This window comes from Mycobacterium lehmannii (genome assembly GCF_001499925.1).
Classification (GTDB): Bacteria; Actinomycetota; Actinomycetes; order Mycobacteriales; family Mycobacteriaceae; genus Mycobacterium; species Mycobacterium lehmannii.
Window position 1 is genome coordinate 1 of sequence record NZ_LQIR01000025.1, and the last position, 13,117, is coordinate 13,117.

Genomic DNA, 13,117 nt, shown 5'->3' on the forward strand with positions numbered 1-13,117 from the left:
AGCAAAAGAGGCGCCGTCGGGGTAGCTCCCCGGCGGCGCCTCACCTTGCCCTCTTGACAAACTTCTCTACATATCAGATGTCGTACTCCCAGGAATCGGCCTCCCAGCCGCGGGGAGCGCGGCGGCGGGTGCGGTACTCCGCGCGGTCGTCGGCTTCCTCGCCGCGGTAGCGCACCCGGGAGATCGGATGGTGGGTCCCGTTGCCTGACCCGTTGCCGTTGCTGCCGTTTCGGCCGTGCGGCTCGCGAGGCTGGTAGTCGTCGAAGCGACGGCGGCGCTCGGGCCGGTCCGCTGTCCGGTCCTGACTCCTGCGGTCGTAGCCGGCGCGGCGTTCGGACGGCGGAGGACCCGGCTGACGCGGGTTCGACGTGCGCGGCCTGCGCCGAGGCTCGGCCCCTTGCGGCTCGGCGTGCCTGCCGGAGCGAGCGCGCCGAGGACGTTCGGCGATCGGCTCGATGATCTCGGTGGCAGGAGGCCGCACATGGCGGGACCGCGACGTCGTACTGCGCCGGGCCGGCCGACCGCTGCGATCGGCGGCCGCCCTGCTGGTTCGCGACGACGTACGGTCCGCGCGGGCGTTCCGGCTCGCAGTGTCGGGGCGCTTGCGGCGCGGCCGGGGGGCGACCTCGTCGTCCTTGTCACGTGGCGTGCGGGCGAACAGCGGCGAGATCTTGGCCGCCGCTGCCGTGACCGCGGTCGCGACGGCCGCGGCCAATGCGGGCTTTTTCGCCTCGCTGTCCTCAAAGGTGGCCGGGGAGGTGCGGCGTGTCGACATCCCGATGTACCACCGGCACAAACCGATCAGCAGCACGGCCGCCGACGTGAAGAACATCAGCGGGAAGCGCTCGATCAGTGGATAGCCGCAATTGATCGCCAGGTCCTTCACCCCGGTGAACTGGCCGCCGGTGAACAGGAAGTAGGCGCCCGGCACGCTGACGAACAACAGCAGCGGCGGCTGGATGACCGCGGTGAACACGGCTTGCTGGCGGACCGCCAGTACGGCCGCGAGGCAGCCGAGGACGTAGAACGCCGCGAACACCGAGCTGAGTTCTCGGCTGCCCGATCCGGCGTCGAACGCGAACCCGACCGTCGTCAGGGTGACTGCGATCAGCACGCCGCCCCACCCGGGCACACCGGGAAAGTTGGGATGCGCGGAGCGGTGGTCGGCGCCGACGGCCGACCGTGCGCGCTGTGCAGACACAGGTAGACCGTACCGGCTCTGGCTCCGTGTGGCTGTCAGCGCGGTTCTGGCGTGCCCGTCACGGTCTCCTAGACTCTGGACCCTGTGAGCTTGAACCTGGGAATCGTCGGCCTGCCGAACGTCGGGAAATCGACGCTGTTCAACGCGTTGACGCGCAACGACGTCCTCGCGGCCAACTACCCGTTCGCCACGATCGAACCCAACGAGGGTGTCGTTCCGCTGCCCGATCCGCGACTGGCCGAGCTCGCCAAGATGTTCGGGTCGGAAAAGATCGTTCATGCGCCGGTCACCTTCGTTGATATCGCCGGGATCGTCAAGGGCGCCTCGGAAGGCGCCGGGCTGGGCAACAAGTTCCTCGCCAACATCCGCGAGAGCGACGCGATCTGCCAGGTGGTGCGCGTGTTCAGCGACGACGATGTGGCGCACGTCGACGGCCGCATCGATCCCAAGTCCGACATCGAGGTGATCGAGACCGAGCTGATCCTCGCCGATATGCAGACGCTGGAGAAGGCGCTGCCGCGGCTGGAGAAGGAGGCCAGGACGCACAAGGAGCGCCGGCCGGCATATGAGGCCGCCGTGGCTGCGCAGGAAGTCCTCAACGAAGGAACCACGTTGTTCGCCGCCGGGACCGACGTCGCGCCGCTGCGGGAGCTGAATCTGCTGACCACCAAACCGTTCCTGTACGTGTTCAACGCCGATGAGGCGGTGCTGACCGACGAGGCGCGCAAGGCGGAGCTACGTGAACTGGTCGCACCCGCCGACGCGGTTTTCCTGGACGCGAAGATCGAGGCCGAGCTGCAGGAGCTCGACGACGAATCGGCCGCCGAGCTGCTGGAGTCCATCGGCCAGACCGAACGTGGGCTGGATGCGTTGGCGCGTGCCGGTTTTCACACGCTGAAGTTGCAGACGTTTTTGACCGCGGGCCCGAAAGAGGCCCGCGCGTGGACGATTCACCAGGGCGATACCGCGCCGAAGGCGGCAGGTGTGATCCACACCGACTTCGAGAAGGGCTTCATCAAGGCCGAGATCGTCTCTTACGACGACCTGATCGAGGCCGGGTCGATGGCCGCCGCGAAGGCCGCGGGCAAGGTGCGGATGGAAGGCAAGGACTACGTCATGGCTGACGGAGACGTCGTCGAGTTCCGCTTCAACGTTTGACCGAATCCGGTTCACCTTCTGGTGGTTGGTTCTCGAAGTACTGAACCAAGCAGAATTCGTGTCCTTCGGGATCGAGCATCACAAGGACCGCGCCCTCGTCGTAATCGTTGCGAATGCCCGTCCACCGTCCGCCAAGAAATTCGACCTGGTCGCCGCCCGCGTCGATGTCGTCTACCTGCACGTCCAGATGAATGCGGACCTCGGTGACCTTCGGTTCGGGTACGCGCTGAAAGGTCAGTCGGGGAATCCGTCCCGAGCGCGAGCCCACCGTTGCCCAGTCCGGATCATCCCCATGCTCGCTTGAAGCAGGAATGCCCAGCAGTGCGCCCCAGAAAGCCGACATCCGAATGGGATCGGCGCAATCGATCGTCACTCCACACCAGCGGTTTGCCATCGTGCTTGTCTCCTCTGGGACTTTGCAACACTGCCGCTACGCACCGGGTACGCGTCGAACGGCGACGCCGAGATCAGTGAGCAGGCGGCGGACGCGCTGCTCGATGTCGTCACGGATCGGTCGAACGGTGTCGACCGACTGGCCCGCCGGATCGGGCAACTCCCAATTCTCGTAACGCTTTCCGGGAAGAACCGGACAGGTGTCGCCGCAGCCCATGGTGACGACGACATCGGCGGTTTGGACGATCTCGTCGGTCCAGGGCTTGGGGAACTCGTTGGTGATGTCGATGCCGACTTCTGCCATGGCCTCGATTGCGGAGGGGTTGATCTCATCGGCTGGTTCGGAGCCGCCGGACGAGCCAACGGCGTCGTCGCCGGCCATGTGGACGAAGTAACCCAGCGCCATCTGGGACCGTCCTGCGTTGTGGGTGCACAGGAACAACACGGACGGCTTGCCGTCGGCCCCCTTTCCCGTCATCGCGCGCTCCGGTCGGACGTGATGGGTATCGGGGTCAAGTCGTCGGTGAAGCGGCGACGAAGGGCGAGTGAGACGTAGACGAGGGCGACGAGCACGGGTACTTCGATGAGCGGGCCGACGACTCCGGCGAGTGCCTGGCCCGAGGTTGCGCCGTAGGTGGCGATGGCGACGGCGATGGCAAGTTCGAAGTTATTGCCCGCAGCGGTGAATGCAAGCGTGGTGGTGCGCTGGTAGCCCAGCCCGAGCAGGGCTCCGAGGAGGTAACCGCCGCCCCACATCACGGCGAAGTAGACGAGCAGTGGCAAGGCGATGCGGACGACGTCCACGGGTCGGTTCGCGATTTGTTCGCCTTGCAACGCAAAGAGAATCACGATCGTGAACAACAGGCCGTACAGCGCGCAAGGGCCGACCTTAGGCAGGAACGTGGATTCGTACCAGGCGCGGCCCTTGGCCCGCTCTCCGAGCCGCCGAGACAGGTATCCCGCGAGTAGTGGAATGCCGAGGAAGATCAGCACGGACTTGGCGATCTCCGAGGGCGAGGTGCTAATGGTCGTCTGTTCCAGACCGAGCCAGCCGGGCAGCACGGACAGGTAGAACCAGCCGAGGACGGCGAACATGATGACCTGGAAGATCGAGTTGAGTGCGACCAGGACGGCGGCGGCTTCGCGATCGCCACAGGCGAGGTCATTCCAAATGATCACCATGGCAATGCATCTCGCGAGGCCCACGATGATGAGGCCGGTGCGGTATTCGGGTAGGTCGGGCAGCAGCAGCCAAGCCAGCGCGAACATCAAAGCTGGGCCCAGCACCCAGTTGAGTACCAACGAGCTGATGAGCAACTTGCGGTCGCCGGTGACGGTGTCGAGCCGGTCGTAGCGAACCTTCGCCAGCACCGGATACATCATGATCAGCAAGCCGAGCGCGATAGGCAACGAAATACCGTCGACCTGAACGTGATTCAAGGCCATGTCCAGGCCTGGAACGAGTCGCCCGAGGAACAGGCCGGCGACCATCGCGATGCCGATCCATACCGGCAGGAAGCGGTCGAGCAGCGACAACTTCTCAACGACGGTGGGGTGCGCGTCCGCGGTGAGGGACTTGGTCACGCGGGTGCCCCGGTTGTCGCGTCGTCGGCGACGGTGCTCAGCACCGACGACAGCGTCATCAGGGTCTCGGTACGGACGGAGTAGTACACCCAGGACCCGCGCCGCTCGGAGGCGAGAAGCCCGGCGTCCTTGAGGACTTTGAGGTGATGCGAGATTGTTGGTTGGGTGACGTCGAAGTCACCGGAAATGTCGCAGACGCAGGCCTCTCCACCGGCGTGACTGGCGACCAGGCTGAACAGGCGCAGACGCACTGGGTCGGACAGGGCCTTGAGTTTGGCTGCGATGTCGGCAGCGGCAGCGATCGACAACGGTTCGCGGATGACGGGGGCGTACGCGCAGGCCGTCGCATCGTCCAAGGGGAGATACGACTTAGACATCCATCGATATTGACAGGCATCGATTCAGGACGCAAACGACCATCGGGTGAACGTCGCCTCAGGTTCGCGGGGTGAGGGTGAGCTGGCGGGAGTGGAAGTCGAAGTGCCGCCCTGGGTATCGGTAGAGATCCTCCAGCGTCATGTAGTCGCTGAAGAAGGGGTCCCACCCGGTCGGGAAGTGCATGCCGCGGTGGAATGCGCTGTCGGGTTTGTGGGCCATCCGCCGTTGGAGCGAACTGATCACACGGTCGAGCTTTGTCCCCATCCGGCGGCGGTTGTACACGAGGGCGGCGGCCCGCGATCCGTAGTAGTTGATCAGGTGGAAGGGGTGGGTCGATGCGTTGAGGATGCGAGCGAACGCGGCGCTTGCCCCGCGCGGAAGCCGCCCGAAGACCGCTATCAGCACCACTAGCCGTTGAACGACCATGTATCCAAAGACTATGTGGAACAACAACTCTTCGTTGGTCCATCGGGTGCCGTCGGTCGGCCTTGCCCAGTCCGAGGGTTCGGCGCTGTCGAGCAGTCGGTGGAAGTCGATGCGCGCACGTTCGAGGTCGGCGTTGATCGCGGCTCGATCGACGCTCGCACCGCCCGCCTCCATACTTCGATGATGCGCCCGCCGCGATCAGATCTCCACGAGGTCGCGGCGGGACGCATCACATCTAGCAGCAGGAAGACGTTGCCGCTACCTTGTCGTCGTTGTCCGCGGCCGTACCGCCGCAGCAGACGCCGCCTTCAGCGTCAGTATCGCCGGGCCGCTGAGGGCTGGTGCCGAAGGTGTCGGAGTCTTCGAGCACCGTGTACACCTCCCACTTCTCGCCCGCCGGGCCCGTCACCCAGACCTTGTCCTGCTTGGCGAAACAACAGGTGGTGCCGATCTCTTCGTCCGTGAACAGCCCCTCGTCGCTCAGGCGGGCGATTTCGGCGTGGACGATCTCGCTCGTCGCAACCTCGACTCCGAGGTGGTTGATTGTGCCGCCCTTGCCGGGATTCTCCAGCAGGACCAGCTTCAGCGGTGGTTCGGCGACGGCGAAGTTCGCGTAGCCCTCCTTGACTTTGGCGGGTGGAGTGTTGAACAGCTTCGAATAGAAGGTGATCGCTTCGTCGAGGTCGTCGACGTTGAGGGCGAGCTGAACGCGGGACATGATGTTCCTCCATACTTGTGAGACATATATCGAAGTAGCCGGCTGCCCACCACCTTCCTCACCTTTTTGATATATGTCAAGACCCGTGGCAGACTTGCTTCATGCCCAAATCGTTGCCCGTGATCGATATGTCCGCGCCGGTGTGCTGTGCGCCGGTCGCCGCCGGCCCGATGAGCGACGACGCCGCGCTCCACGTCGCGCTTCGACTCAAGGCGCTCGCTGACCCGGCCAGGGTGAAGATCATGTCGATGTTGTTCAGTTCGTCGGCGGGCGAGCAGAACAGCGGCGAACTTGCGACGGCACTTGGGTTGACCGAATCAACTGTCAGCCATCACCTGACCCAGCTTCGACGCGCTGGGCTGGTCGAATCCGACCGGCGCGGAATGAACGTGTACCACCGGCCGCACCGCGATGCGCTCGGTGCGTTATGCGCCGTCTTGGACCCAAATTGCTGCACGTAGTCTCGCCGGGGTCGTAGCCGCGAGGCGTTACATTCGAGGTATGACTGACGACTGGCGCGTCGACCGGGTTGACGACATCCGGTCACTGATCAAGCAAGCCGAGCCCGACGTCGTCGAGGAGATCAAATGGCGCAAGCCATCGAATCCCGATGGTGTGCCTGCGTTCTCGTTGGACGGCCTCATCTGCACGCTGGAGATGTACAAGGGTAAGGTCAAGGTGAATTTCGCTAAGGGCTCGTCCATCGACGACCCCGACAAACTCTTCAACGCGAGTTTGCAAGCTCCGGTCGGGCGGTCGATCGATCTACGCGAAGACGATGAATTGGATCCCAAGGCGTTCAAGGCCCTGATCAACAGGGCCGTCGAGGTCAACCGCAGCAACAAGGCGTCGAAGCGCCGCAAGTGAGGATCGCCGACCGGCTTCCCCGCGGCGAAGGCAACGCGACTGTCCGTCGGCTGCGACATGGCGACGCGCACGCCTTCGCAGCGGGCACTGACGACGACGCGGTGCGACGGTTCGCACACCTACCGCTGCGGGAGTACTCGGCAGAGATCGTGCGCGAGCAGATCGACGGCGTCATCGCACGCGGTCTGACCGAAGACACCCTCGCCGTGCTGGCCATCGCGGACGCGTGGTCCGACGACTTCCTCGGCAGCATCGTCCTTTTCGAGATCAACGAATCCGATGCAGAGGTGGGGTTCTGGTTGGCTCCGCAGGGGCGCGGTCGCGGCGCGGCCCGTCAGGGTCTGTCGGCGGTCGCTGGTCTGGCCACCGAAGCCGGATTGTCTCGGTTGACGGCACGGACCGCTCCGGAGAACGACGGATCTCGTCGGGTACTGGAAAGCGTCGGCTTTGTGCTGGCGCACGGTCCCCGGGACGAGGTCACGCCATCTGGAGAAACGATGACCGTCGTGACATACGAGTACTACACTCCGTAGTACACAATGGGGGGGGGTCGCGATGCGGTGGCGCGGGGTCAGTCACGTGGAGTTTGCGGTGCTGGACTACGACAATTCGATCGCCTTCTACGACGCGTTGTTCGGCTGGCTCGGATACAGCAGCTTCTCGTCGATGAACATGGAATACGAGTCGATCTACTACATGACGCGCTACGTCAACCCGCACAGCTATATCGGCATTCAACCTGCCCGCACCGGGGCGAAGCTGACCCACGCCGACCAGTCCGTCGGCATCAACCACATCGCCCTGTGGGCGCGTAGCCGCAAAGAAGTCGATCGCTTCCACCGCGAGTTCCTGCTTGCGCGCGATGTCCCGGTCACCGACCCGCCGAGGGAGTATCCGCAGTACTGGCCCGGCTACTACGCCGTCTTCTTCGACGATCCGATCAACGGCATCCACTGGGAGTTGGCGTGGGTGCCGAAAGTACCGACGCCCCGGCATGTCTGGTCGTTCTACCGAGCGTTGCGGGTATTCGCCAAAGCCAGGCCGGACCTGGCGAACACCGTGGCGGGAGTCACGTGGCAGGCGAGAAGAACCCTGCCGCGCTAGTAGACCGAAGTCAGGGGAGGGCCACCCGCACCGAGCCGTCCCACGCCTGGACTGTAGGGCTGGCGACGCGCACCGAGCCGTCGCACAACCGCGATTGCGGATGGCTGGCGCGCACCGAACCGTCACCGGGGGCAGCGACATCGGAGTGTTCGATCCTCAGCTCCGGAAGCGGCGACGGGGTCGCATGGGCGGCACCCGCGGTGAGTGCTGCGGCGAGGGCCGCACCGCCCAACAGCGTCGCCCCGATCATCGACTTCTTCGCGCCGTGTGCGTTCATGTCTGCCTGATTCCTTTTCTCGAGGCTTCGCGTCGTGTCGCGTCGCCGGTGCGATGAGTAGAAGGCGCCGGACGCGCTACCGATCCCGAGAATTGCGATCGCCGAATCGGGTTCAATGTTGGTGATGACACGCACGGATAGCGCATCGCGGGTGGTCAAGGCGCCGTTGAGCCGCGTCTTCGAGGCGCTCGTCGACCCTGGGGCGCTGGTCGAGTGGCTACCGCCGTCGGGGATGACCGGCCGATTCGAACACTTCGACGCCCAGCCTGGTAGTTCCTACCGAATGGTCCTGACCTACAGCGACCCGCCCGCGCAGGGCGGCAAGAGCAACGCCGACTCCGATGTCCTTGAGGGACGCTTCGTTGAAATAGAGCCCGATGACCGCGTCGTTCAAACCGTCGAATTTTCGTCTGCCGAGGCGATTTTCGGCGGAACGATGACGATGACGTGGTCGGTGACGAGGGTCGACGGCGACACCCGGGTCGAACTGCGCGCGGAAGACGTGCCGGTCGGGATCTCGGCCGCCGACCACGCGGAGGGAATGAATTCTTCGCTGCAGAACCTCGCGGACTACCTCGCGAGGCGACAGGCCGTGTTTCGCGCCGAGTGACCGGCCCACCCAAGCGATGCACGCCCGACGCGTTGTGCAGGATCTCGCCGGCATCAGGTTTGAACGGTTTCTTCTGCGTAAACACTTGCTCCCGAGCTAGGGGGGTGGACTCGATGTCCATGGGTCGACTGGCTCCGACACAAAGGAGCAACACGATGCAGAAAACAGTGGCAGTGGGAGCCATGACGCTCAGCTTGCTGTTCTGCGGCGCTGGTGTCGCCAATGCGACTGATCTGACCGTGCCCGCATCGACCACCGCGACGGTCGCGCAGGAAGTCGAGCACGAGCAGGAAAGCGACAACACCGGTCTGTGGGGGCTTGCAGGGCTCCTGGGCCTGCTGGGCCTGCTCGGACTGAAGAAGCGCAGGGACGCCGACCACCCGGCCGTTCGCAACACCGGTACGACGAACCCGCCGCCGCCGCGGGCGTAGTACCTCACTCGATCTACGAGCCCCCCGCCAGGCCCGCCCTGGCGGGGGCTTCTCGAGTACTGATAGGGCAGAATCGCGCACGTGACGCAGCCGCCGCACCGCCCGGGTCCGCCTGAGTGGCGGGGCCGTGGCTCGCCGCCACCGCACCCGTCACAGCGGCGACCTCCGCCCCGGCCGCCGGAGCCGCCCCGGCAACCGGCCCCGCCGCCGCACGAGCGGCCGACCGAGCAACTCCGCACCCCAAGGGGGCCGGCGAGCGCCGGTCCGACACAACGCTTCCCGCGACCACCGTCACCGGCCGACGTGCAGCCGACCCAGCAGATCCATCGACGAGAACCGATCCCACCGCCGCCACCACCAACGTTCGGGGCGCCGGGCGGCGACGAGAAGCCGCGCCGCAGACACGGTTTCAACAAAACGTCGATCGCGCTGGTCGCCGTCATCGTGCTCGCCCTGCTGGCGGGTGGCCTGGCCGCCGGCGAGCTCTATGCGCGGCAGCGCGCGGACAACATCTTGACCGAGGTCGCCGAGTGTGTGACCGAGGACGGCGTCAAAATTTCCTTCGGAGTGAACCCCCCGTTCCTGTGGCAGCACATCACGGGGCATTACACCAACATCTCGGTCACCACCGACGGAAACCGGGTGCAGAGCGCCGACGGTATGACCGCGGAGGTCACCCTCGCCGATGTGCGATTGCAGGACACCGGGGATTCCAAGGGCACCATCGGGTCGCTCGACGCCACGCTGAGCTGGAAGTCGGCCGGTATCAAGGACACCGTTGCCGCGAACCTGCCCGGCGTCGGCAATCTGGTCACCGGCGTGCGTACCGACCCCGCGGCGGGGACGGTGATCCTGGAGGCCGGCGACAACAGTGTCAGCGCCAAACCCGTCGTCACCGACGGTGACCTCAACCTGCAGGTCCTCGACGTCACCGGGCCGCTGCCCAAGGAGGCTGTGCAGACCGCGCTCAACGACCTGACCAAGAAGCTCAACGACAACTACCCGCTCGGGATCCAAGCCGACAGCGTCGAGGTCACCGACTCCGGCGTGGTTGGCACATTCTCGAGTCGAGACGCCGCCATCCCCAAGGAGGACGCCAACCCCTGCTTCGCGCGCCTTTAGCGCTACAGAATCGGGACCGTACTGATGACTGTGCCGGTGGCAAAGACGCACCCGGACAACAGCATCGTGAGTGCGGCGAGCAGGAGTGTCACGGTTAATTTCATCCACGTCAACATGCCAATGACGGTATGGCGGCCGGAACGAAAAAGAAGCAGGGGTTTCCCTTGCCTTGCAAGCCTCGTTTCTGGGGGCCTCGATCAGTCCAGCGTCACGGCGATTTCGGGGCTGAGTTGATAGCCGGGCGCGAGCGGCAGCGTGTCGCCGCTCCAGAACGAGCCCGGATCGAACCAGTTGTAGTGCTTCTCCGAGGTCAGCAGGCCCATCTCCTCGTAGGTGATGGCGACGGTCTCGGCGCAGTATGCGGTCTGCAGCCCCACTTGGAGCTTCTCCTGTTTTCTGCGTAGCGTCGCATCGCGAACCTTCTTGTGTACGAACGGAATTCCGCGGGTGAAGTCGGTGACGGCGAGGCGGCCGCGAAACCATCGGCCGGTCAGCCGCGCGGTGCTAGGGAACGGTGTGCCGTCCATGCGGGCGACCACCTTCAACGCGCGGTCCTCCTGCTCGCGGCTGGCATACGGCGTGAGTTGGCGCAGCCAGCAGCGCTGGTGATAGTTGGTGATCCACCGCTCCACCACCTGGCGTGCGTCGTTGAGTTGAACGCCTCGTTGGTTGCGCCCGGTCCACATGTCGGTCAGCCTGTCGCCGAGTTCGGCGTGCCAGATCAGCGGCGGCAGGTCTTCGATCGCGATCGTCATCCCGACGTGGTTGACCGGGCTGTTGGTCAACGACTGAATCGCCCGGTCCGGCCCCGACCGTCCGCGAAACAGCCACAGATCGCCGGTGCGGGTCGCCTCGAGCGCCTGCTCCAACGACACGGTGGTTGGTTTCACATCCGCAGCTTAGGCAGACTGAGCGTCATGCGCGGTATCTGGAAGTGGGTCGGGCTGGCGAGTGTGGCGGGTGTGGTGGCAGGCGGGGCGCTGGTCGCGCGCGATCAGCGGCGCCGCAATTCGTACACACCCGATGACATCAGGGCGCGGCTACACCAGCGGGTGGCCGAGACCAACGCCGACGGTCAGGACGCGACGGCATAGAGCCGGTGTGATCCGTTGAACCCCTTGAGTTCGGCGTCGCGGCCGTCGTCGAACTCGATGTCCCCGACGTCGGCGAGCGCGTCGCGCACCACCTCGCTCACCAGAACCTCGCCGCCGTTGGCTTCGTTCGCCACGCGGGCGGCCATCGCGACATTGCGTCCGAACAGGTCGTCACCGCGGCGCACCGATTTGCCCATGTGAATACCCATTCGGACGCGAATACCGTTGGGCGGACGGCGAAGTGACTGCTGCACCTCAATACTGCAGCGCACGGCCTCCTCCGGTTGGGCGAAGGCCACCATGAAACCATCGCCCTGGCTTTTGACCACATAACCTGAGTGTTTCTTTACGTGGCGGCGCACCATCTTGTCGTGGCGGCCCAGCAGCCGGACCCAGGCGCGGTCGCCGATGCGTTCGTTGAGCGCCGTCGACTCCTCGATGTCGGAGAACAGGATCACCATCTTGCCGCTCGGCGAGAGCCGCGCCAGGTCCGGTCGTTCGACCTCGGCCCAGTCCGCAAGGTCCTCGATCGAGGACCGCACGGCCGCGCCGAGGCCGTCCTTGCGCAGGATGTTCGCGGTCTGCCACACCTGCTTTACCGCCTCGCGGCCGCCGCTGAACAGCATGTTCCTGGTGTCCAGACGCCGGCGGGCTTCGTCGAGTTCCTCACGCTGGCGGGTGTAACGGATCCACAGCACGGCCAGCGCGACGGCTTCGGCCGCCGCCACAATCGCCAATACGTAAGCCACGATCTGGGCACCGGTCACACACCAAGTATTGGATGCTGAATCGGTGACGTCTGCGGAGCCCCCGTATTACGAGAGTCGCTACATCCGCGCCAACCACCCTGACCTGCCTCAGGCGCTGTGGCTCCGGGAGACGCTGCTGCTTCCCGCGGCGGGGGAGGCGGTCGCAGACGTGTGGGTGATGGTCTTCGACCCCGACGGCGCGGGCAACCGCGCGCTCAAGGAGCCGTACCCGATCGAGTCGGCCGACTACGGCTACGAGGACTGGACCGCGGGCATCGCCGCGACCGTCCTCGACGACCGGTCGGCCGAGGGCGTGGTCACGGGTCGGCCCCGCTCGGCGCGGTGGGACCTGCGCATCACCCCGGGCGACGAAGCACCGGTCCGGCTGCTCACCGACCGTGCCTACGCGGCGCGGTTTCCGACCGCCAAGACGACGGTGCGCCATCCCCTCGCGCGCTTCGACGGGTTGCTCGAACTCGACGATGTCCGCCTCGTTGTCGACGGCTGGACCGGCAGCGTCAACCACAACTGGGGCACGCGGCACACACCGTCGTACGCATACGGGCAGGTCTGCGGGTTCGACGACGCACCGGATACGACGCTCGAGATCGTCACTGCCCGAGCGGCGTTCGGCCCGGTGCTGTTGCCCGGTGTGACGTTGTTCGTGTTCCGGCATGCCGGTCAGGAGTTCGCCGTGCGCTCGATCCGCGGCAGCCTGCAGACCCACGGCCACTACCAGCCGTTCACATGGACGTTCGGCGGGCGGGTCGGCGACCAGATGATCGAGGGCGAGATCGTGACGCAACCGTCCGACGTGATCGGGCTGACGTACACCGACACCGACGGCGCGACGAAATACTGCTACAACTCCGCGATCGCCAGCTGCCGAATCCAGGTGGCGGGCAAGGCGTTCGAGCGCGCCGAGTTGACGGCCAACCGGCGCGCGATGTTCGAGATCCTGACCAACGACCGCCACGAGACCGTACCGCTACTGGCGTAGCCGTC

18 protein-coding genes and 2 pseudogenes are annotated in these 13,117 nt (G+C 65.4%); 10 read left to right on the top strand and 10 right to left on the bottom strand.

All coding sequences use genetic code 11. The annotated features are described in order from the left end of the window. Window positions 1-73 precede the first annotated feature (73 nt). Complete coding sequence (locus AU192_RS15190; protein WP_064397574.1) at window positions 74-1,201, bottom strand: DUF6542 domain-containing protein; 1,128 nt, start codon at window positions 1,199-1,201, stop codon at window positions 74-76. An 84-nt stretch (window positions 1,202-1,285) separates the two neighbouring features. Here AU192_RS15190 and ychF point away from each other — a divergent pair, with 84 nt between their 5' ends. After that, window positions 1,286-2,359: a redox-regulated ATPase YchF gene (ychF, locus tag AU192_RS15195; protein WP_064397576.1), complete on the top strand. Its 1,074-nt coding sequence runs from the start codon at window positions 1,286-1,288 to the stop codon at window positions 2,357-2,359. Here ychF and AU192_RS15200 read toward each other — a convergent pair. From AU192_RS15200 to AU192_RS15225, 6 genes and pseudogenes are all read right to left on the bottom strand, one after another. Continuing rightward, a complete protein-coding gene (locus AU192_RS15200) occupies window positions 2,349-2,753 on the bottom strand; it encodes a VOC family protein (RefSeq protein WP_064397578.1) in 405 nt (134 codons plus the stop codon). The two genes, ychF and AU192_RS15200, sit on opposite strands and share 11 nt — an antisense overlap. 36 nt (window positions 2,754-2,789) lie before the next feature. Beyond that, window positions 2,790-3,224 (bottom strand): annotated as a pseudogene (locus tag AU192_RS15205) (arsenate reductase ArsC); the annotation flags it as partial. A gap of 55 nt (window positions 3,225-3,279) precedes the next feature. Continuing rightward, window positions 3,280-4,336 (bottom strand): annotated as a pseudogene (gene arsB / locus AU192_RS15210) (ACR3 family arsenite efflux transporter); the annotation flags it as partial. After that, a complete protein-coding gene (locus tag AU192_RS15215) occupies window positions 4,333-4,713 on the bottom strand; it encodes an ArsR/SmtB family transcription factor (RefSeq protein WP_064397583.1) in 381 nt (126 codons plus the stop codon). The pseudogene arsB and the gene AU192_RS15215, both read right to left, overlap by 4 nt. A gap of 58 nt (window positions 4,714-4,771) precedes the next feature. Then, window positions 4,772-5,314 (bottom strand): DinB family protein, encoded by a 543-nt coding sequence (locus AU192_RS15220; RefSeq protein WP_064397585.1) that lies wholly within the window; start codon window positions 5,312-5,314, stop codon window positions 4,772-4,774. Between the two features lie 61 nt (window positions 5,315-5,375). Beyond that, window positions 5,376-5,858 carry an ArsI/CadI family heavy metal resistance metalloenzyme gene (locus tag AU192_RS15225; RefSeq protein WP_064397586.1) on the bottom strand — a complete coding sequence of 161 codons (483 nt, stop codon included), beginning with the start codon at window positions 5,856-5,858 and terminating at the stop codon, window positions 5,376-5,378. Window positions 5,859-5,959: 101 nt separating this feature from the next. Between AU192_RS15225 and AU192_RS15230 the strand changes: the two genes are divergently transcribed. From AU192_RS15230 to AU192_RS15245, 4 genes are read left to right on the top strand one after another with little or no spacing between them, the layout of a single operon-like run. Beyond that, complete coding sequence (locus AU192_RS15230) at window positions 5,960-6,319, top strand: Rv2640c family ArsR-like transcriptional regulator (RefSeq protein ID WP_064397588.1); 360 nt, start codon at window positions 5,960-5,962, stop codon at window positions 6,317-6,319. Between the two features lie 40 nt (window positions 6,320-6,359). Next, window positions 6,360-6,725 carry a DUF1801 domain-containing protein gene (locus tag AU192_RS15235; RefSeq protein ID WP_064397589.1) on the top strand — a complete coding sequence of 122 codons (366 nt, stop codon included), beginning with the start codon at window positions 6,360-6,362 and terminating at the stop codon, window positions 6,723-6,725. Further along, complete coding sequence (locus AU192_RS15240) at window positions 6,722-7,258, top strand: GNAT family N-acetyltransferase (RefSeq protein ID WP_064397591.1); 537 nt, start codon at window positions 6,722-6,724, stop codon at window positions 7,256-7,258. The genes AU192_RS15235 and AU192_RS15240 overlap by 4 nt, the downstream gene beginning before the upstream one ends. 22 nt (window positions 7,259-7,280) lie before the next feature. Next, entirely contained in the window at window positions 7,281-7,829 is a 549-nt protein-coding gene (locus AU192_RS15245) for a VOC family protein (protein WP_064397594.1), read from the top strand. Between the two features lie 10 nt (window positions 7,830-7,839). Here the strand turns inward: AU192_RS15245 and AU192_RS15250 are convergent, their stop codons facing one another. Then, a complete protein-coding gene (locus tag AU192_RS15250; RefSeq protein WP_064397595.1) occupies window positions 7,840-8,106 on the bottom strand; it encodes a hypothetical protein in 267 nt (88 codons plus the stop codon). 124 nt (window positions 8,107-8,230) lie between these two features. Between AU192_RS15250 and AU192_RS15255 the strand changes: the two genes are divergently transcribed. The 3 genes from AU192_RS15255 to AU192_RS15265 all read left to right on the top strand — a co-directional run bounded on the left by AU192_RS15255 (window position 8,231) and on the right by AU192_RS15265 (window position 10,269). After that, window positions 8,231-8,716: an SRPBCC domain-containing protein gene (locus AU192_RS15255; protein ID WP_064397657.1), complete on the top strand. Its 486-nt coding sequence runs from the start codon at window positions 8,231-8,233 to the stop codon at window positions 8,714-8,716. Window positions 8,717-8,871: 155 nt separating this feature from the next. Then, a complete protein-coding gene (locus tag AU192_RS15260; RefSeq protein ID WP_064397597.1) occupies window positions 8,872-9,147 on the top strand; it encodes a WGxxGxxG family protein in 276 nt (91 codons plus the stop codon). Between the two features lie 303 nt (window positions 9,148-9,450). Further along, complete coding sequence (locus tag AU192_RS15265; protein WP_082695026.1) at window positions 9,451-10,269, top strand: LmeA family phospholipid-binding protein; 819 nt, start codon at window positions 9,451-9,453, stop codon at window positions 10,267-10,269. Window positions 10,270-10,466: 197 nt separating this feature from the next. Here AU192_RS15265 and AU192_RS15270 read toward each other — a convergent pair whose 3' ends face one another. Beyond that, window positions 10,467-11,144 carry a hypothetical protein gene (locus AU192_RS15270; RefSeq protein WP_064397659.1) on the bottom strand — a complete coding sequence of 226 codons (678 nt, stop codon included), beginning with the start codon at window positions 11,142-11,144 and terminating at the stop codon, window positions 10,467-10,469. A 42-nt stretch (window positions 11,145-11,186) separates the two neighbouring features. On the opposite strand from AU192_RS15270, the gene AU192_RS25470 reads away from it, so the two are divergent. Continuing rightward, the gene (locus AU192_RS25470) at window positions 11,187-11,363 is read left to right on the top strand and encodes a hypothetical protein (RefSeq protein WP_094288903.1); all 177 of its coding nucleotides are present in this window, start codon (window positions 11,187-11,189) and stop codon (window positions 11,361-11,363) included. On the opposite strand, the gene AU192_RS15275 is transcribed toward AU192_RS25470, so the two are convergent. Continuing rightward, entirely contained in the window at window positions 11,345-12,130 is a 786-nt protein-coding gene (locus tag AU192_RS15275; RefSeq protein WP_064397601.1) for an adenylate/guanylate cyclase domain-containing protein, read from the bottom strand. The two genes, AU192_RS25470 and AU192_RS15275, sit on opposite strands and share 19 nt — an antisense overlap. Before the next feature lie 25 nt (window positions 12,131-12,155). Between AU192_RS15275 and AU192_RS15280 the strand changes: the two genes are divergently transcribed. Beyond that, on the top strand, window positions 12,156-13,112 hold the full coding sequence (locus tag AU192_RS15280) for a hypothetical protein (protein ID WP_064397603.1): 957 nt from the start codon (window positions 12,156-12,158) through the stop codon (window positions 13,110-13,112). The last annotated feature ends 5 nt before the right edge of the window (window positions 13,113-13,117 follow it).

Coding starts and splice junctions, on each gene's coding strand:
- AU192_RS15260 (WP_064397597.1), top strand. CDS start 8,872: ATGCAGAAAACAGTGGCAGTGGGAGCCATGACGCTCAGCTTGCTGTTC.
- AU192_RS25470 (WP_094288903.1), top strand. CDS start 11,187: ATGCGCGGTATCTGGAAGTGGGTCGGGCTGGCGAGTGTGGCGGGTGTG.
- AU192_RS15250 (WP_064397595.1), bottom strand. CDS start 8,106: ATGAACGCACACGGCGCGAAGAAGTCGATGATCGGGGCGACGCTGTTG.
- AU192_RS15235 (WP_064397589.1), top strand. CDS start 6,360: ATGACTGACGACTGGCGCGTCGACCGGGTTGACGACATCCGGTCACTG.
- AU192_RS15245 (WP_064397594.1), top strand. CDS start 7,281: ATGCGGTGGCGCGGGGTCAGTCACGTGGAGTTTGCGGTGCTGGACTAC.
- AU192_RS15215 (WP_064397583.1), bottom strand. CDS start 4,713: ATGTCTAAGTCGTATCTCCCCTTGGACGATGCGACGGCCTGCGCGTAC.
- AU192_RS15255 (WP_064397657.1), top strand. CDS start 8,231: ATGACACGCACGGATAGCGCATCGCGGGTGGTCAAGGCGCCGTTGAGC.
- AU192_RS15200 (WP_064397578.1), bottom strand. CDS start 2,753: ATGGCAAACCGCTGGTGTGGAGTGACGATCGATTGCGCCGATCCCATT.
- AU192_RS15225 (WP_064397586.1), bottom strand. CDS start 5,858: ATGTCCCGCGTTCAGCTCGCCCTCAACGTCGACGACCTCGACGAAGCG.
- AU192_RS15230 (WP_064397588.1), top strand. CDS start 5,960: ATGCCCAAATCGTTGCCCGTGATCGATATGTCCGCGCCGGTGTGCTGT.
- AU192_RS15220 (WP_064397585.1), bottom strand. CDS start 5,314: ATGGAGGCGGGCGGTGCGAGCGTCGATCGAGCCGCGATCAACGCCGAC.